The sequence below is a fragment of the Bacillus sp. 105MF genome, from assembly GCF_000374885.1.
In the GTDB taxonomy this organism is placed as follows: Bacteria; Bacillota; Bacilli; order Bacillales; family Bacillaceae_G; genus Bacillus_A; species Bacillus_A pseudomycoides.
This window is the reverse complement of the sequence record NZ_KB895577.1, coordinates 66,168-82,812: the sequence shown is the minus strand read 5'-3', so window position 1 is coordinate 82,812 and position 16,645 is coordinate 66,168. Positions and strand designations below refer to the sequence as shown.

Sequence of the window (16,645 nt, the reverse complement as noted above, 5' to 3'; positions counted from 1 at the left end):
AACTATAAAAATAGTATCAGTGTTTGTATTAAAGCTGTCGTTTGACCCGATAAAGATTTCGATATTTTTTCACGTTGTGAATCTGTTAACCCATCTAACAGAGGTTTCAACTGTGTTAGCTCTGTTTCTAATCGATGGATATGGTTTGTCACTTCATTCACTTGTTTCGAAACGTGTTCATTGATACCGAGCAGCTTCTTCCTCTCCTCGATCCTCTCTTTAATCTCACAAAGCGGCATATGCATTTCCTTGCATTTCTCAATAAATTGTAATGTTTCAAATGCTGTTTCGTCGTAATAGCGATAATTAGATTGAGATCGCTCCGCTTTTAAGATACCTAGATTCGTATAATAATCAATCGTTCGTTTCGATACGTGAGCCAGGTGAGCCAACTGTCCGATTCGATACACCTTCCCAACGATTTTTCCCTCCCCATTTATGTTAAGAACATCATACAATACATAAACTATACAGTCAAACGTGACGGTTTATTATTCACAATATATGCAAAAAAGATCCGCTATATGTTGCAGATCTCCTTCTTCCTATATTTCTTTTTCTTTATTATGAGTAGCTTCTACACACTCTGCTAAACGTTCAAGCTGATCCATACATCCAACCTGTTAATTTATATAAAATACGATAGAATAGATTGCTAGGTGTATACTCAGCAATTAATGTAAGAAGTGTGCCTTCCTCTTCTTACAATATGTATGTTGTAGTAGAATATCCTTGTTTCATCTCACCGCCAAGAGTAATGATATACGGTGCTTCATATTCTAAAAATTCCACTTCCGACTCAAATATTTTCTTACCCATTTTTTGAACGGAAATAAATGTATCTCCTACACGTGGATTTTCTTTCACTCGCTCTAACGGATAACGATTTTCGATTAAAAATGTATTCCATTCCTTCGTTTTTTCATCATCTTTTACATATTCAAACATGACATCAATTGCTGCTTGAATTAAAACTTCAATAGCAAAACTCATTCATTTTCTCCTTTTACATACCCTTATTTTTCTATATATTTTGCGACAAAATGATTATGCCATATTTTATCCAGTGAAATACAAGGGTTATTTTACTATTATTTCTCTTATTTAGAGTTTCATGAGTTTGAATTTATAATTTATAACACAAGGGCGAAAAGAATTGAGTTATATTTTTATCCATATTTCATCATATTAATTTTCAAAATACAACTTTTTCTTTAACCGTACATTTATTTTCGGAATCCAACCAACTTCTTCACATTCTATTTTCTTGCACCATAGCCAACCATTTAATTCCTTTAAACCAATGAGAATATCTCCTTTTTCTACATTTAATTCTTTCGCCTTATATGTTTCAAGCACAATACCAGAATCATTGTTTTCATATGTTATTATTTGCTCTGGAACCCATCCCACCAGACCACTATGCTCAGCACGGCAATATACCCAATTGTTCCAGTTTTCTGGCCCTGAATATATATTACCAACTCGCACTTGATCTCCTTTTTCTAAACTAATTGGTTCTGGATAATTACTAATGTGAGACTGAATCACAACATATTTCATTTTACCCCTCCAATAATCTGAAAATTAAGTTATACTTTTATTATAAAACTTATTTATGATAAACAAATACAAAATATTGAGAGGAGAAATTCTTATGTACTACAACAACCTATTTGAAAACGATCAACCTGTAATCCGTCTATAATCTAAGACGGGCATACGTATTTTTTATAAAAAAACATGCCTCGTCTTAGGATTCCCTATTTTACAATCCTATAAATAGACGGAGGTATTTCACAATGAAACAAACAATTTTAGGCGCTATATGTTTATCACTTGCAGCAAGTATTTGGGGTGGTATGTATGTTGTTAGTAAATATGTACTAGACTTTATTCCGCCTCTCCCACTTGTCTGGCTTCGCTTTATTATTGCCTTTGTAGTTTTGTACATGATTTTAAAAACGACAAAACGAAAACAAAAAACAACGATACAAATAAACAAAAAAGATTGGCTACTCTTTGCTTGGATTGGCTTCATCGGCTACTTTGTTTCAATTACGTGCCAATTTGTTGGAACAAAATTATCAGATGCGCACACAGGCTCTTTAGTTACATCGGCCACTCCAGCATTTATGGTCGTGTTTGCTACATTGATTTTGAAAGAAAACTTAACGACTCGCAGAATACTCTCTACCGTCTTAGCTACACTAGGCGTCACAATTGTTATTGGGTGGGATATAGAAGTTGGCTCTTATTTTATCGGCACAATCATTTTAGTGGGGGCTGCGATTACATGGGCTCTACTATCTATTTATGTAAAGATTGCTTCTCAACAATTTTCATCTTTAGTCATTACAACCTACGCAATCTTCTTTTCACTATTTTTCATTACACCCTGCATGATTTGGGAATTACAATCTAATCCAATTGGGGACTTAAATACCACTATCATTTTAGGTATTTTATATTTAGGAATCATCTCGACCGCTGGAGCCTTTTTTCTTTGGAATAAAGGACTTGAGTTAATGGATGCCAGCATCGGTTCATTGTTTTTCTTTTTTCAGCCTATTGTTGGTTCATTATTAGGCTGGTTACTTTTAAATGAAACGTTAAATCGTAACTTTTTTATTGGTGGTGCTCTTATTATATTTAGTGTAATCATTGCCACATTTGAGAAGAAAAACTAACAATATCAAAAACACAGGCTATAAAAAAAATACGGCCTGTGTTTTTGATTATAAAGCTATTACATACATTTATATTGAATTAAACCTAATGTTTCATTTACCTTTTTCTCAAGCAGACCAGTGCGCTGGACGAGAAAGTAAACTTGGTAATTTCGTGTTTGCGTCCCCTTTCGCTGCATTAATCTGGACTTGAGTTAGAAAAATAGTGTCTGTTAGATTTGCTCCACTTAAGTCAGCATCTCGTAAATCAGCACCGATAAAGTCAGCCATTCTTAAATCAGCACCTCGAAGATCAGCAGCAATGAGGTATGCTCCTCTTAAATTCGCTCCCCTAAGATCTGCCCTTCTAAGCTTTACCCCCATGAGATTTGCTCCTCGGTGGTCAGTTCTCTTATTTTTTTTCGTCCCTTTATACCGGTGACGTGACTCCATCCATACTAGTTCACTCGTCCTTAAAAGAAGAGTATTTACATCTACTCGGTGTAATGGAACATTTATTTTCATTAGTAAATCTGAACTAAGCCTTGAAAGTCGTTCTGTCTCCTCAATCGCGTCACGAAGCTCCCCATAAATCGGACTTGTCACCTTTAACGTTAAAGCTTCATTCAAATACCAAAGCATCTCATGAAGTTGGTGCATAATTGGAAAAACATCATACATTTTCTTTGCCTGTTCTGGACCTTTGCGCCAATCAACTCCCTCAAAGGTAACTTGAGAAACTTTTTGCCCCGCACCAAAGCACTCAAATACAGTACATCCTTTAAAACCTTTCTGCCTAAGGTTTTTATGAATACTGCAACGAAAATCTGATTGTAGATTAGAGCACGGCTTACCACTATCTTTATTAACAGCAAAATCGGCTGAAGCTGCAAAAGGAAGCGCAACACAGCACAAGCCGAAGCAATTCTCACAGTCAGCGCGTAAACTGTTAAAACTCACACCACTTTTTGAATCCAAAAAATTATTATTCTCTAACAAAACATGTACCCCCTGTTGCTGTATTACTTGTTCAATTTTGTATAGATATGTATATAAAAGAAATAGTTTATAATAAAAGTACCTTCCAACAATTACAAAGCAGTTCCTGTAAACATCTTAAAGAGAGCTTTACCAATCCTTTCATTTCGTGCAATCAAATATATTGCTCTTTGTTTTTGAAAATCCCGGATAGGTATCGTACGCAGTGGCAAATGTTCAATACGTTCTGAAATCGCCCGTGGAACAATTGTAATTCCTGCCCCTGCAGCAACCATCCCAAGAATAAAGTCTCGAAACGATACCTCAGAACTAATATTAGGTTTTACTTCCAATCTTCCAAACCCTTCCATAATCGCTCTTCGAATATCGCAACCGATTGGATACATAACTAAATTCTCCGATAACAGCTCCTTTATGGTTACATTTTCTCTTTTGCTAAACGGATGCGTCTTTTGAAAAACTACATCATATGGTTCCACAAATAACTGCCTATTCCAAAGCTTTTTTGGTACCCATTTTTCATCTACTAAACCTACATCTAATTTCCCTGATAAAATATCTTCCATAATCTCTTTAGACATATCATATACTTTCGTTTCTAAATTCATATTCTCACTTTGGCTTCCAACAAGTTTTTCTGGAAGATAGAATGCTGCAAGACTAGGTAGTAAACCTAATATTACACGTACGGATTCTCCCATGTCTTTCATTTCTTGTTTAATGCCATCCCATTCTTTAACGAATGGAATTATTCTTTTTTGAAAATACATACCAGCCTCTGTTAATTCTATACCTTGTGGAGATCTACTTAATAATTCCACTTCTAATTCAGCTTCTAATTTCTTTATCTGCTTACTTACTGCAGGTTGTGTCATATGAAAATGCTCTGCTACTTTTGAAAAACTTTTATACTCTGAGCAAAGTAAAAAACATCGTAACCACTCAATCTCCATCCTCTTTATCCCCTTGTTCAAACTTTTTGTTATACCCTTCAAAAATACTGGAAATTCTCTACTTTTACAATAATTGATATCATTACCATATGGAAAATAAATCATTTTTGAAAAGGAGAATACCAAATGAATCGATTACCTAAAAATGCTGCACTTATTCTAGTTGATATTCAAAAAGGATTCGATGATTCTTACTGGGGACAACGCAATAATATACATGCTGAAACAAACATGGAGCTTATATTACAAACATGGAGAAAAACAAATCGTCCTGTAATTCATGTGCAGCACATCTCAAATAAAGAAAATCACCCATTAAGAAAAGAAAGCAGCGGAAGTGAATTTAAAGACTTTGCTACTCCACTTCCAAATGAACCAGTATTTCAAAAAAATGTGAATAGCGCTTTTATCAGAACCAATTTAGAAGCATATTTACGAGAACACAATTATGAAACTGCCGTCATTATCGGTTTAACAACGGACTATTGCGTATCCACTTCAGCACGTATGGCTGGTAATTTAGGTTTTTCAACTTATGTCGTTTCAGATGCGACAGCTACATTTGGTAGAATCTCATATGATGGAAATTATCATCATGCAGAAAATATCCATAAGCTTGCATTAGTAAGTCTTCATGAAATGTTTGCTACCGTTTTAGCAACTAACAAACTTATAGATTTGCTTTAAATCCCCTTTAATGAATCTTTAAAAGTCACTAAACAATCAATTTCAAAATAAAATAGCACATTTCATTGCAAATGCTAATTTAACTTCCAAATATACTTTCATATGAAAAAGACATATTCTCCCGTTTATATTATCATTAAATTACAAACATTCATACAAGTAGGAGGAAATCATATGGCATTAGAAATGAAAACAAACTGTCAAACTTGCAACACTTCACTTCAAACAGATTCGGAGGCTTATATTTGTACGTATGAATGTACATTTTGTGCACCATGCACAGAAAAAACGCATCATGTTTGTCCAAACTGCGGTGGTGAATTAGTACGTAGACCAAAAAGGAAACAAATAAAAGCAAAGCTACCAGTAGCTTTGCTTTTTCTTTTCCACCGTTTATTCTAAAATTCCTTTTAACTTCTCCCCGATTAACGCTGATAAGTATTCATAGCCAGTCTCTCCAAAATGCAGCCCATCACGATCTTCATTTTCTACAAACCTCATATAATCCAATTCTTGAATCATATGAGAATGTAGATCAAGAAAATAACTTCCTGTTTGTTTTGCCACTTCTTCCACCACTTTTGCATACTGTGATAATACTTCATTTGTTCTTGCATGCTGTCTTTCCTCATCCACTGGTGCCGGGCTAATTAACAGCACCTTTTCTGGTGAGATTTTTTTCACAATCTCGATTAAATTTTCTTTATATTCTTGTAGTGATACTTGTTTATGAAACGCTGCATCATTCGCACCAAAAAAGGCTGTTACAAATGTCGGCTCATAAGATAACACATCTTCTTCTATTCTTCTCAAAGCATCGAACGTATTATCACCAGGAACACCTGCATTTTCTACTTTCCAATTCGGAAACTGCTCTTGTAAACGTGGTGTTAATCTCGGTGTTCCATTCCAAAATGTTTCATCAGCTGTGATACTATCACCAAAGCATACTAATATATTCATTTTTGTTTCTCCTTTTTATGTATGGAATAATTCCCCTTCTAATGCAGCAATATAGCGTTGTGCCGAACGCTGAACCGCCTCATTTGCATCATCTTTTACTACTCGATGAAAAGCGTTGTATAAACGATTAAAAGGCAGTGACTTTACTCTTTTAGCCATCTTTTCAACCTTATTAGTTGGTAACGGAATTAGATTTGGATAGCTGTACATAAAGCTCACCCACTGCTGATCCGCTACAACTTGAATAATATCCCCTGTTAATAAAATCCCTTTCCCTTCACTACCCTGTGACCAGTGTAAAACAGAACCACCTTTAAAATGTCCGCCTAGACGATGTATAGTGAGTCCATCAGCTAATTGCAATGATTCTCCTGACCAAAAAACAATATGTTTACTCGGACGCATAACCCACTGTTTATCATCTTCATGTATATAGATTGGTACATCGAACCGTTCTGCCCATTCAACTTGAGTAGAATAATAGTGTGGATGGGATAACGCAATCGCATCTAACCCTCCTAATTCTTTTACCTTTTCAATTGTATTTTCATCAAAATAAGTAATACAGTCCCATAATAAATTATATGAATCTGTTTTTACCAAATAAGTTGTTTGGCCAATCGCAAATTCTGGTTTTGTTGTAATACTATAAAGCCCTGTTTCTTCTTCAATGATTTCATTTTTATATGTATTACTCTCTTGTAAATCCTCCAGTGTTGTCCAAGATTGACCTTTCGGATTAATATACTGTCTCTCCTCATTGCAAATCATACAATTCATTGGTTCTTCTATACTTGCTGCATATTGTACGCCACATGTTGTACAAATAAAGTTTTTCATAACATTTCTCCTATCCCCATTTTATTTTCTATTAAACTTTCACTGTTCATGAATCAGATTCATCCAATAACGCCAAGCTTTTAAATAGGCTTCTAAATCTTCTGGATGATGTCTCATACAAGCGTCTAACCTGCAATATAAAACGATTACGACTTCTTCATATAAAAATTTTCTCTCTCTATTATGAAATATACTCTTTTCTACTATCTCGTCTATCGTTTCCCTCGTTAAATCTTTTGGCGTCGAACAAAATGCATAAATTAAATCATATATTGGATCTCCCAAAACTGGCAAAGGATCAATCACACCATATAATTTATGCTCCTTAAATATAAAATTATGGAATCCACAATCCCCATGTAATACATATGGTTGATTGCTATGTGCCGTTCTATTTGGACTGTGTACTAATTTAAGAACACTATGAAACTCTTCTTGTGTAATGTAAGATTTTACATTCTCATTAGCCTCCATCACTCTATTTAAAAGAAAATCCTGCCAAGAGTCTACCGGTCCTTCTTTCCATCCCCACTGATCCATTTTCATAGCCACTTTATATTTATTAATCACTCCCTGTACAAGTGTACAAAGAGCATCCCTTTTATTCCCGACATCATAACTTGTGGAACCAGGAATAAATGAGTAGACCATATATCTATTTAGTGGATCCACGTACAAAAGCTTAGGAAATATACTTTCGTTTTCATAAAAATTGAGAAAATATGCTTCTTCTTCGATGACTTTTGGTTCATTCAATTTTATAACACACTGCTCTTTTCCTTCTATAAGATACAGTCTACTTGTGGTACCGCCAGTTAATTTCTTGTACCCTTTCGGATAATCAGTAATAACTTCATTAACAACCAATTGTTCAATAATTTCCGAAATATTCATTTTTCTCATTCCTATTCTGCATCCGTACTTGAATATCACTACTATTAAATGAAACGACTTTATAATTATTTGACAAATATAAGAAAAAACCTTTAAAAATCCTTATATTATAAAAGAAGGAATCTCTATCTTTCTGAAACCAATAATGCAGCAGCTACTATTTCATCATAAATCTCATTCCACTTTGGATAATACAATGTAACCTCGTTCGGTTTCACAAACATCCTTCTGTTTGATTCATACTCTCCGTTAAAATCATGCACTTCTGAAATATCCATCCGATAAAATGGTTGATATCCTACTTTTTGGTATGGACTCTTTTCATTCCATTTTGGATTTTCGCTATGGTCTACAATAATATATCCAAGCAAGGTACATTCTCCTTTCACATACCCTTCTTCCCATGCCTCTCTCTGAAAACATTCTTCTAGTGTTTCATCCTTTTCAATATGACCTCCTGGAAAATCCCAACTGCGATTATAATGATCTATTAATACCACTTTGTTTTTATAAAAACAAAAACCATGGACACTCGTAATCCCTTCATAATCTGGTAATGTATTTGCTTTTAGCCATGTTAACTTCACCCTTGATTCCCCATAGTTCGCGTATATCGTTGGCATTCTCTCCCTCACTCCAAATGCTCTTCATATAATCTAGTAATTTCTAATGCCCGATTCAGCTCTTTTAATTTATAAGCTAAACTTTCCACTCCAAAAACTTCCGTAAACGTATGACTACCAACAATAAAATTGATTCCCTTAAATTTCGCATATTGAACTGTATATAACGTTTTCTCTCCCGTTATATATGTATCGCAACCTTTTTCCAATGCTCTTTTTATAATATTTGTGTTGTTCCCTGCTCCTGTTAAGATTGCTACTCGTTTCACCGGACGATTATGATTCTTCCATGCTTTTACCTTTTCCTCTAATCTCTCTTCTACTCTTTCCACTAAATCATAAAACAAAATAGGAGATTCATATTCTCCAATCCCAGGTAACTCTTCTTCCTCATACGAAGAATATTCGAGTATTTTATCAATCCCAATTTCGTTAAATAATGAAGTGCAAGTTCCAAAGTTCACAAAATCTAAAGGTAAGTGTATCCAAAAATGATTGATTTCATATTCTTTTAATTTCTCAACACAAGATTCTTCCATACCGAATAAAAAGCTCCACGGTGCATGATGTGTAATGATCATATCGACTTGATTTACTCGTGCTTCTTCGATTGTTTCCAGCGTTAGGTTCGTTGTATAACCTATTTTACAAAATTCCTCTTTGCTAATATGGTGAAGCCATATTCATCATCACCATATTTATGAAGATGCTCTCCAAATAACATTTCAATCGAATTTTTAAACCCTGATATATTCATTTCAATTCTCCTTTTCACACTTCTTTCCCTCATACATATTTTATTTTCACGTAATGAAAACCTGCTTCGAATTAGAAGTATGAAACAATGAGCCCTTCTTGTATTCCCGCCAACTTTTAATTTTGATAAATACGGGCATGCTATAAAAAAATACCTGTACATATTAGGAGGATATATATGAAACCCGATTTTTTACAAGCTGTAAATGAGGCTATCGGTAAGGTTGAGCATCTCCACATTGAAGAAAGCGGAGCAGATAGTTTACTAATTCATCATGATGATGTGAGACAGTTAAAACAGGTTGCCGAAACGTTAGAAAATAACAATTTTCATTCTGTAATGAGACAAAATGGAAATGCCTCTTTTATTGAAGTTTTAAACAGATGAAAAAAGTTCGGTATATGACCGGACTTTTTTCAAATCGAAATTTGAAATTCTTTTACATACACTGCAGTTCCAGAAATCTCAATTTGTAGGGACTCATCTTCCTGCTTCTTTGTTACATAAACAGCGACCCGACCATCTTTATTCATTTCTTGCCCTTGTTCCACAATGAATTTCATTTCACTATTAAAATCTTTTTTCAAAAACTTAGCATAGTAAGCTCCCATTACCCCAGAAGCAGTTCCCGTCACTGGGTCTTCTATCGTTCCAGAATAAGGTGATGAAAAATGACGGCCATGCATATGTGCTGCTTCATCATACGTCTCTAAACAAAGAGGATGAATCGATGCCTTCGGTACTTCTTTTAGAATAGATGGAAACTCTTCATTATTTGGTTTCATTCTTTGAAAAGCATCCAACGTTTTAATTGGAACTAATAAAGTCCAAATTCCAGTACTCCCATACACAATTGGTAGCGTTTCATCTAAATCATTCCCATGAAGTCCAATGCTGTGCGCTAACTCTTCAATGGAACCATCAAACTTTTGAAACTGTGGCGCCGTTTGTCTCATTTTAATAAATGATTCTCCATTTTCATCTATATCTATATGTACTGGTAAAACACTCGCTTTCGTTTCGATTGTGAGATTTCGTTTCCCCTTCAGTAGCCCTCTTTCGTGAAGTGCAAATATAGTTCCCACTGTCGCATGTCCGCAAAGATTCATTTCATGCCCTGGTGTAAAATAACGGATCCTTATATCCGCTACATTCGAAGGAAGCACAAAAGACGTTTCGTTAAATCCTACTTTTTTTGCAATAAGCTGCATTTCATCATTAGTTAATCCTTCTGCATCTATTACAAGCCCAGCTGGATTTCCCATATTCGGCTTTGTACTAAATGCATCATAATGGAAAACTTTTATTTCCTTCATTTTCTCATCTCCTGAATTTATTTAAATATTTTGCAATACATTTCCGTTTCTGTCCTTATAGAGCATCCGTTTTTCCAAAAAACCTTTTGCATTTTTTCATTTGTCATATGAGTACTTCCAATATAATAAGTAGCCCCCATCTGTTCTAACATGTATAAAGATTGAAGATGGATATGAGCACTAAGTCCTTTTCCACGTTCCTCCGGCAATAGTCCAAAATAAAATAATCGACCTTCATTCTTCGTACCAGGTTCAATATGAGGAATGGATATTCCAATCGGTTGCTCTTTATCATAAAAAGCAATACATGATTTTTCCCACCCCTTACCTAATTCTGCTTGTATAGCATGAAAATGTTCATTAATGTTAAGACTTGATGATTTGTTGTCCGAATCTGACATACATCGTTCCCAAAGCGACTTAAATTCCTCTTCAGACAACGTCCCTACGTCTATAGAGCAAAAATCATACTGTTTTTCTAGAGTTACGCTATCCGAAAGCTTACGAAACACCTCTATTTTCGCTGCATAAAGCTCAAAGCCAAATTCACGTAACACTTTTGCACTCAGAGTATAACTGTTGAAACTTTTATCTAGTAAAATGCTTGCTCTTTTTACATTCCAATTTGAACAAAGCTCTTCAAACTTTTTTATCTGCTCTTTATAATTTTGAGCATCATAAAAAGAATCTTCATCCATTTCTTCAATTGTTACTGCATTTGGCAAACCATTTAATACTTTTTTCGAGGGGCCAAATATGTTTTGAATAGTTGTAAGATTGTACATTGTGTTCACCCTTCTATACAAAAATTGAAACTACCAATCTAACTCTCCTAAAGATGGATCAAACCTCTTCAGGACGATTTTTATAATAAATTAAATAATCAGTCCATTTTCCGTTCTCAAGAGAAAACGCTTTTCTTGTACATTCAAAAACGAATCCTGCTCTTTCCGCCAGACGAATCGATGGCTCGTTATCAACATTTATATGCAGTTCAATGCGATGGAATTTAAGATGATCAAAGAATAAGTCCATAGCGGCCCGTACACTTTCTAAGCCATAGCCCATTTTCCCGTACTGATTATGGATTGAATACCCTATCATCGCCCATTGATAATCCATTCGTAAAATTGTAATAAGCTCAACTTTACCAACATTCGCACCATCTTCTTTACGAAACACTCCTAACACATACATTTCATCTCGTTTTGCTGATTCATCAAAGCCACGTATCCATTCGGTAAACCATTCTTTTGTTGAAGACGACATATCTCGATAACCATCATCATACTTATATTGAGATGGTAAACGATTGTGGAAACCTTCATACCAACTTATATAATCTTCTTTTAGAACAGGACGGATCATAAGCCTTTCGGTTTCTACTTGTAACAATGGCTGTTTCAATTTTTATCTCTTCCTTTATACTCAAAGACTGAAATTTACGAATCATACTTCCTGCCAAATAATTTATATTATTAGAATTTTCTTTATCATTTTAAATGAAATACAGAATTTAGTAAATCAATTAACATATTCATCATTTCTTGTTCACTTCTCATTGTTTTAAAATCCCTCATTCTAACCGCTAAAACTTGTACAATTTTATTAATATAAAATTGTATAGGGTTAGCAAGAATAGATTCACTAGTTTGTTGTTCTATTTCTAGTAAAGATCAAAAGGTACGAATAGAATAATTATGATGTTACATAGCATATATATAGTCTAGTTGCCCTAACTATAACTAAACAGAAAGCCATGACCGTAACATTCAAATACTTGTCTATTCCCTTTCAAATGTTACTAATATAGGGATTTCCTGTTTAAAAGGAGATGATTGAATGAGGTTAAACCATTTAAATCTATGTGTTGATGATTTATCAGAAGCTAGACATTTCTTTGAGACATTTTTTGATTTTCAATTTTTAGAACAAAAAGGAAAGGCTCTTGTAGTAATGAGTGATGAGAATGGATTTATTCTCGTGTTAAGTGACCCGAAAGCATTCAAAGGGCAAAAGGCTGTTAGATATCCTGAAGCTTTTCATATTGGATTTTTAGTGGAAACTTCAAGTGAAGTTGATCAAGCATATAATCGCTTAGTAGCTGGAGGCATTGAAATAGACAAGGAACCTTATACAATGAGAGGTAGTAGTTATGGGTTTTATTTCACAGTATTTAATGGTTTATTAATTGAAGTTTCTTGCCTTGACTATAAAGATGGTAAGAAAGTTTCAAAACCCACTAACACATCTCTTACATAACAAATTTCAACCGAACAAGTCATAACTCATATGAAGTAATTATGAAAAAAGTCCCTCTTTTTTCTATCCGGCGATTTTTCATATTGGAATCCATTCTGTTCAAACTTTATTTCAAACCAATAAAAATATCCCGATACCTATAAAGGATCGGGATATTTTTAAATCATATATAAAGATTACTTTTATTCATAATATAGTTAATATACTCAGCTGCACTTCTTTCGATATCTTCATCCTTTAGTTGGTATTCTGCTCCATACAACGTAAATGTTGGTATGAACTTCATTCCTGTGTATAGACAAGTTGCCTGAAATGGTTTTGTTAGTTCGTTCATTGTAAACCCATCTTTATACTGCGTTTCTAATCCCCCTATAGAAATCGCCAAACCAAATTCTTTATTACGTACTTTATCCCCTGTAGAACCATATGCAAAACCGTACGTCAGCACATCATCAAACCACTTTTTTAATAATGGTGGTGAACTATACCAATAGAACGGAAATTGAAATATATAACGATCGTGTTCTAATAATAGTCTTTGTTCATAATCAACATCGAATTCCCAATTGGGAGCTGCTTTATACAATTCATGTACTGTTATCTCATTAGAATATTTCTCCAGTTCTTCTATCCATCTTTTATTAATTCTTGATTTTTCAATATCTGGATGTGCTACAATTACAAGTGTTTTCATAAATTCCCTTCCCCCTTATAAATAAATGAAATCCTTTAGTATTAGTATGTATTAGTTACATATAATTGAAAAGTACGTACTTTCAGGTGCTATAGGAACCTCAAAGTACCTATGGAGGTGTAATATGAGGATGAATCAGAACTTCCCTATCGCTACTACCCTTGAAGTCATCGGAGGAAAATGGAAGAGTAGTATTTTATGCATTCTCATGAACGGAAAGCAGCGGACACACGAACTGAAACGTGCGATCCCAGATATTACACAAAAAGTTCTAACGCAACAATTGCGACAACTTGAAGCTGATGGGATTATCCATCGTACTGTATATCAAGAAGTTCCACCAAGAGTTGAATACACAATAAGCGAATACGGAAAATCTTTAATTCAAATTATGAATGAACTGTGTGAATGGGGAAAAGATCATCAAGTCAAAAGATTATCAAAATAAAAGAACCCTTAAAAGGGTTCTTTTCTATCACTCTTTCAATTTCTCTATTTTATTTGTAATAACTCTAACGTATAAGAAAGCAAACTTTTATCTCCTACATCTCCATGCCCTGGGACAACTAATTGTATATTTTCATATCGATTCATCACATTTCCGACTGAATATGCCTATTCATCTACGTATGCATCCGCAACATTTCCTAAATCTTTCGCACCTGCTGATTTTACTAAACAACCTCCAAAAAGAATATTATATTGAGGGAGCCATACTGTTATATTGTCTTCCTCCTAATAAAGCTATGCATACAAAAATTAACAAAAACTAACGGGATCTTCTTATCTTCATACTTTTCTAATCGTACAATTACATAATTTATTCACTCTTGAAATGTGCTATTTGTTCAATAGAACACCTACAATTATTCTAATATCTGCGATGTAGCATAAAAAAAGAACTTGGTGTTTCCCAAGTTCTTTCTCCTCTTTACTCATTAAAGATAAATTCTTTAAACTTCTCTACACTCTCAAAATAATAATCTGATTCCTCTTCCATTCGCTTTCTGATTTTCGGAATATGATGCGACCAACCAGCTGCTGCAAATGTAACGTTGCAGCTCTTTGCCATTTCCAATGCTGGCTTCAAGTCATCTAATACGATGACTTCATCTTCATGTAGATGAAACATAGACAAAATCTTTTTCACTGGATACGGATGTGGCTTTCTCTGATTTTCTTCTAACTCCCATCCAAACACTGCATCTGGGACAAATCCACAATGCTTTTCATAATCCCTCTTAATGCGACTACTTTCAGAGTGAGAAACAACCGTTACAATTCCGCCCTGTCTCTTGAACTCCCGTACCAATTCAGGAAACCCTTCATAAAAGTCTGGAATTTTCGATTCGGTGTATTTTTTCCAAACTTTTTGTTGGTGCTCTTGCTCTTCTGGTGTAAAACGAATAATATCTTTACATAAACTCAAAAAACCAGGATGAAAACAATTTGAAACAAACTCTTCTAATGATAATGGCGTTTCATTAGGTCTTAAATCTTTTAAAGCTTCTACAAATGATGGATAATGTATATCCGGTGTACTTTTCACTGCTGTATCGTCATGATCTAATATTAAGCATTTATATTTCAAATTCATTTTCTTCCTCCATCACAATCCTACCTATTGCATTCCTTTCTCTATTATCTCATGTTAGCGTCATACCATCCACACTTTCTATCTTTACCACTCTCTATCTCGATTGATTTCCATCTTTTCCTGAAATGCTTCCTCTAAATCAATTTCTAATTTATTCGCTAAATCACACACATTCCAAATTACATCGAACATTTCTAAGCCTATTTCTCTTTTGGTATCCTTACCTTCACTATGCTTTATAATTGCCTCTGTTAATTCTCCTAATTCCGCCATTAAGTACATTGTACGCCTCTCAATCGTTGCATCAGCAAACCCTTTTTCTTTACTAAAATTTGATACATACTGCTGAAATTCAGAAAGCTTCACTTTATATTCCCCTTCTCTTTTTATAAATTTCTTCTACCAATCTTTTATCTTCTTTATATTTACAACGATTCGGTTGTCCTTCTGCACGATGGATTCTCAAATTATTTAACTCATACACGACCGAATATAATGTCCCAAAATTATATTTTTTCAGATTCAAACATACATGCTCTTTACTATTCGATAAAATATCCTGTACACTTTCTCGATTTAACTGTGAATTCTTTCTTAACTGTTTTTCCATATAGGTATATCTATCTTGAGATTTACTCCAATCATTATCGATATTTTGTTGTAAGGCAATCATTTCTTTACTTACAAAATGATTTGTACAAATGATAAACTCTTCATTCTTTCCTGGTCTCCGTACAAACATGTTATGTGGCGCTTTTTCTACTACTGCTATATTCCCAGATTGATCTGCTAATAAGTAGTTATTACAGATTGAGGACGGGAATTCCCTTAAAATATGTATTGCCTCTTCTGTCGTACTTGCATTTTCTAATATTTTGCGAACTGCCACATAAAAATTCAACCCCACTTCATTATTTTCACTTTGTACGAGGGTAATAGCTACTGCTAATCCTTTTTCATTCATCCCATCTACTTTTCCTAAAAATACATCAGAATGTCCAATGTACGAATATTTATCGTTAGGACAAACGAGAGAACTCTCCGTATATTTTTTCATATCTAAAATCAAATCATAGTTTCTTCCCATAATAACTTCTGAACCGTTATAAAATGCAAATATACTACATTGTGCTTCTGGCTCAAATACACCTATACTCAATATAAAAGAACTTACCTCTTCATACGTTGCATGACACCCTTCAGCAAATCCTTTCATTTCTTCTATTAATTCTGGATAAAAATCTTTTAATAGCACATGACTTTGTTTCCCAAAAGCTAATTTTTCTTTTGAAACCTTTGGAAACCGAAATCCATTTTTATATAAAATACTTGCATAGTGTTTTCCCATCTCATAATGTGTTCCGCGTAGCCTTGGATGATACATATAATCC

The 16,645-nt window shown here is 34.2% G+C and carries 21 protein-coding genes and 3 pseudogenes; 6 read left to right on the top strand and 18 right to left on the bottom strand.

The window, feature by feature from the left end:
• Positions 1-2: 2 nt before the first annotated feature.
• From C564_RS0118035 to C564_RS0118025, 3 genes and pseudogenes are all read right to left on the bottom strand, one after another.
• On the bottom strand, positions 3-410 hold the full coding sequence (locus tag C564_RS0118035; protein WP_018766274.1) for a MerR family transcriptional regulator: 408 nt from the start codon (positions 408-410) through the stop codon (positions 3-5).
• 135 nt (positions 411-545) lie between these two features.
• Positions 546-993 (bottom strand): annotated as a pseudogene (locus tag C564_RS37525) (SRPBCC family protein).
• A gap of 195 nt (positions 994-1,188) precedes the next feature.
• Entirely contained in the window at positions 1,189-1,563 is a 375-nt protein-coding gene (locus tag C564_RS0118025) for an SH3 domain-containing protein (RefSeq protein ID WP_018766272.1), read from the bottom strand.
• Between the two features lie 239 nt (positions 1,564-1,802).
• On the opposite strand from C564_RS0118025, the gene C564_RS0118020 reads away from it, so the two are divergent.
• Positions 1,803-2,690 (top strand): DMT family transporter, encoded by an 888-nt coding sequence (locus tag C564_RS0118020; RefSeq protein WP_018766271.1) that lies wholly within the window; start codon positions 1,803-1,805, stop codon positions 2,688-2,690.
• Positions 2,691-2,798: 108 nt separating this feature from the next.
• Here C564_RS0118020 and C564_RS0118015 read toward each other — a convergent pair whose 3' ends face one another.
• Both C564_RS0118015 and C564_RS0118010 read right to left on the bottom strand, forming a co-directional pair.
• Complete coding sequence (locus C564_RS0118015) at positions 2,799-3,668, bottom strand: pentapeptide repeat-containing protein (protein WP_018766270.1); 870 nt, start codon at positions 3,666-3,668, stop codon at positions 2,799-2,801.
• A 92-nt stretch (positions 3,669-3,760) separates the two neighbouring features.
• Positions 3,761-4,621, bottom strand: coding sequence for a LysR family transcriptional regulator (locus C564_RS0118010; RefSeq protein WP_018766269.1), 861 nt, complete (start codon positions 4,619-4,621; stop codon positions 3,761-3,763).
• A 126-nt stretch (positions 4,622-4,747) separates the two neighbouring features.
• Here C564_RS0118010 and C564_RS0118005 point away from each other — a divergent pair, with 126 nt between their 5' ends.
• Together C564_RS0118005 and C564_RS32255 are read left to right on the top strand one after the other, a co-directional pair.
• On the top strand, positions 4,748-5,308 hold the full coding sequence (locus C564_RS0118005) for a cysteine hydrolase family protein (protein ID WP_018766268.1): 561 nt from the start codon (positions 4,748-4,750) through the stop codon (positions 5,306-5,308).
• 174 nt (positions 5,309-5,482) lie between these two features.
• Positions 5,483-5,710 carry a DUF1272 domain-containing protein gene (locus tag C564_RS32255; RefSeq protein ID WP_018766267.1) on the top strand — a complete coding sequence of 76 codons (228 nt, stop codon included), beginning with the start codon at positions 5,483-5,485 and terminating at the stop codon, positions 5,708-5,710.
• Here C564_RS32255 and C564_RS0117995 read toward each other — a convergent pair.
• The 5 genes and pseudogenes from C564_RS0117995 to C564_RS0117975 form a co-directional block, all read right to left on the bottom strand.
• Positions 5,702-6,271 carry an SGNH/GDSL hydrolase family protein gene (locus tag C564_RS0117995; RefSeq protein ID WP_018766266.1) on the bottom strand — a complete coding sequence of 190 codons (570 nt, stop codon included), beginning with the start codon at positions 6,269-6,271 and terminating at the stop codon, positions 5,702-5,704. The genes C564_RS32255 and C564_RS0117995 overlap by 9 nt on opposite strands.
• Positions 6,272-6,286: 15 nt before the next feature.
• Positions 6,287-7,111: an MBL fold metallo-hydrolase gene (locus tag C564_RS0117990; RefSeq protein WP_018766265.1), complete on the bottom strand. Its 825-nt coding sequence runs from the start codon at positions 7,109-7,111 to the stop codon at positions 6,287-6,289.
• A gap of 39 nt (positions 7,112-7,150) precedes the next feature.
• Positions 7,151-8,005: an aminoglycoside phosphotransferase family protein gene (locus tag C564_RS0117985; protein ID WP_018766264.1), complete on the bottom strand. Its 855-nt coding sequence runs from the start codon at positions 8,003-8,005 to the stop codon at positions 7,151-7,153.
• 125 nt (positions 8,006-8,130) lie between these two features.
• The gene (locus C564_RS0117980) at positions 8,131-8,628 is read right to left on the bottom strand and encodes an NUDIX hydrolase (protein WP_018766263.1); all 498 of its coding nucleotides are present in this window, start codon (positions 8,626-8,628) and stop codon (positions 8,131-8,133) included.
• 8 nt (positions 8,629-8,636) lie between these two features.
• Positions 8,637-9,385 (bottom strand): annotated as a pseudogene (locus C564_RS0117975) (Nif3-like dinuclear metal center hexameric protein).
• Between the two features lie 177 nt (positions 9,386-9,562).
• On the opposite strand from C564_RS0117975, the gene C564_RS0117965 reads away from it, so the two are divergent.
• Positions 9,563-9,772 carry a hypothetical protein gene (locus tag C564_RS0117965; RefSeq protein WP_003198717.1) on the top strand — a complete coding sequence of 70 codons (210 nt, stop codon included), beginning with the start codon at positions 9,563-9,565 and terminating at the stop codon, positions 9,770-9,772.
• Positions 9,773-9,801: 29 nt separating this feature from the next.
• On the opposite strand, the gene C564_RS0117960 is transcribed toward C564_RS0117965, so the two are convergent.
• From C564_RS0117960 to C564_RS0117950, 3 genes are read right to left on the bottom strand one after another with little or no spacing between them, the layout of a single operon-like run.
• Complete coding sequence (locus C564_RS0117960; protein WP_003207769.1) at positions 9,802-10,701, bottom strand: PhzF family phenazine biosynthesis protein; 900 nt, start codon at positions 10,699-10,701, stop codon at positions 9,802-9,804.
• Between the two features lie 17 nt (positions 10,702-10,718).
• Complete coding sequence (locus C564_RS0117955) at positions 10,719-11,486, bottom strand: GNAT family N-acetyltransferase (RefSeq protein ID WP_018766262.1); 768 nt, start codon at positions 11,484-11,486, stop codon at positions 10,719-10,721.
• A gap of 58 nt (positions 11,487-11,544) precedes the next feature.
• The gene (locus C564_RS0117950) at positions 11,545-12,108 is read right to left on the bottom strand and encodes a GNAT family N-acetyltransferase (protein ID WP_018766261.1); all 564 of its coding nucleotides are present in this window, start codon (positions 12,106-12,108) and stop codon (positions 11,545-11,547) included.
• A 435-nt stretch (positions 12,109-12,543) separates the two neighbouring features.
• Between C564_RS0117950 and C564_RS0117945 the strand changes: the two genes are divergently transcribed.
• The gene (locus C564_RS0117945) at positions 12,544-12,963 is read left to right on the top strand and encodes a VOC family protein (RefSeq protein ID WP_018766260.1); all 420 of its coding nucleotides are present in this window, start codon (positions 12,544-12,546) and stop codon (positions 12,961-12,963) included.
• A gap of 163 nt (positions 12,964-13,126) precedes the next feature.
• Here the strand turns inward: C564_RS0117945 and C564_RS0117940 are convergent, their stop codons facing one another.
• A complete protein-coding gene (locus tag C564_RS0117940) occupies positions 13,127-13,657 on the bottom strand; it encodes an NAD(P)H-dependent oxidoreductase (RefSeq protein WP_003207773.1) in 531 nt (176 codons plus the stop codon).
• A gap of 124 nt (positions 13,658-13,781) precedes the next feature.
• Here C564_RS0117940 and C564_RS0117935 point away from each other — a divergent pair, with 124 nt between their 5' ends.
• Positions 13,782-14,105 carry a winged helix-turn-helix transcriptional regulator gene (locus C564_RS0117935; protein WP_018766259.1) on the top strand — a complete coding sequence of 108 codons (324 nt, stop codon included), beginning with the start codon at positions 13,782-13,784 and terminating at the stop codon, positions 14,103-14,105.
• 44 nt (positions 14,106-14,149) lie between these two features.
• On the opposite strand, the pseudogene C564_RS34985 reads toward C564_RS0117935, so the two are convergent.
• The 4 genes and pseudogenes from C564_RS34985 to C564_RS0117920 all read right to left on the bottom strand — a co-directional run.
• Positions 14,150-14,389 (bottom strand): annotated as a pseudogene (locus tag C564_RS34985) (subclass B1 metallo-beta-lactamase); the annotation flags it as partial.
• A 199-nt stretch (positions 14,390-14,588) separates the two neighbouring features.
• The gene (locus C564_RS0117930) at positions 14,589-15,254 is read right to left on the bottom strand and encodes an HAD family hydrolase (RefSeq protein ID WP_003198733.1); all 666 of its coding nucleotides are present in this window, start codon (positions 15,252-15,254) and stop codon (positions 14,589-14,591) included.
• An 84-nt stretch (positions 15,255-15,338) separates the two neighbouring features.
• Positions 15,339-15,620, bottom strand: a complete 282-nt coding sequence (locus C564_RS0117925) for a MazG nucleotide pyrophosphohydrolase domain-containing protein (RefSeq protein WP_003198734.1) — start codon at positions 15,618-15,620, stop codon at positions 15,339-15,341.
• 1 nt (position 15,621) lies between these two features.
• A complete protein-coding gene (locus tag C564_RS0117920; protein ID WP_018766258.1) occupies positions 15,622-16,638 on the bottom strand; it encodes a C45 family autoproteolytic acyltransferase/hydolase in 1,017 nt (338 codons plus the stop codon).
• Between the last annotated feature and the right edge of the window lie 7 nt (positions 16,639-16,645).

Excerpts from the sequence above, each read along its gene's own strand:
- C564_RS0118025 (WP_018766272.1), bottom strand. The coding sequence starts at position 1,563 with ATGAAATATGTTGTGATTCAGTCTCACATTAGTAATTATCCAGAACCA.
- C564_RS0118020 (WP_018766271.1), top strand. The coding sequence starts at position 1,803 with ATGAAACAAACAATTTTAGGCGCTATATGTTTATCACTTGCAGCAAGT.
- C564_RS0118010 (WP_018766269.1), bottom strand. The coding sequence starts at position 4,621 with ATGGAGATTGAGTGGTTACGATGTTTTTTACTTTGCTCAGAGTATAAA.
- C564_RS0118005 (WP_018766268.1), top strand. The coding sequence starts at position 4,748 with ATGAATCGATTACCTAAAAATGCTGCACTTATTCTAGTTGATATTCAA.
- C564_RS32255 (WP_018766267.1), top strand. The coding sequence starts at position 5,483 with ATGGCATTAGAAATGAAAACAAACTGTCAAACTTGCAACACTTCACTT.
- C564_RS0117995 (WP_018766266.1), bottom strand. The coding sequence starts at position 6,271 with ATGAATATATTAGTATGCTTTGGTGATAGTATCACAGCTGATGAAACA.
- C564_RS0117990 (WP_018766265.1), bottom strand. The coding sequence starts at position 7,111 with ATGAAAAACTTTATTTGTACAACATGTGGCGTACAATATGCAGCAAGT.
- C564_RS0117985 (WP_018766264.1), bottom strand. The coding sequence starts at position 8,005 with ATGAATATTTCGGAAATTATTGAACAATTGGTTGTTAATGAAGTTATT.
- C564_RS0117980 (WP_018766263.1), bottom strand. The coding sequence starts at position 8,628 with ATGCCAACGATATACGCGAACTATGGGGAATCAAGGGTGAAGTTAACA.
- C564_RS0117965 (WP_003198717.1), top strand. The coding sequence starts at position 9,563 with ATGAAACCCGATTTTTTACAAGCTGTAAATGAGGCTATCGGTAAGGTT.
- C564_RS0117960 (WP_003207769.1), bottom strand. The coding sequence starts at position 10,701 with ATGAAGGAAATAAAAGTTTTCCATTATGATGCATTTAGTACAAAGCCG.
- C564_RS0117955 (WP_018766262.1), bottom strand. The coding sequence starts at position 11,486 with ATGTACAATCTTACAACTATTCAAAACATATTTGGCCCCTCGAAAAAA.
- C564_RS0117945 (WP_018766260.1), top strand. The coding sequence starts at position 12,544 with ATGAGGTTAAACCATTTAAATCTATGTGTTGATGATTTATCAGAAGCT.
- C564_RS0117940 (WP_003207773.1), bottom strand. The coding sequence starts at position 13,657 with ATGAAAACACTTGTAATTGTAGCACATCCAGATATTGAAAAATCAAGA.
- C564_RS0117935 (WP_018766259.1), top strand. The coding sequence starts at position 13,782 with ATGAGGATGAATCAGAACTTCCCTATCGCTACTACCCTTGAAGTCATC.
- C564_RS0117930 (WP_003198733.1), bottom strand. The coding sequence starts at position 15,254 with ATGAATTTGAAATATAAATGCTTAATATTAGATCATGACGATACAGCA.
- C564_RS0117920 (WP_018766258.1), bottom strand. The coding sequence starts at position 16,638 with ATGTATCATCCAAGGCTACGCGGAACACATTATGAGATGGGAAAACAC.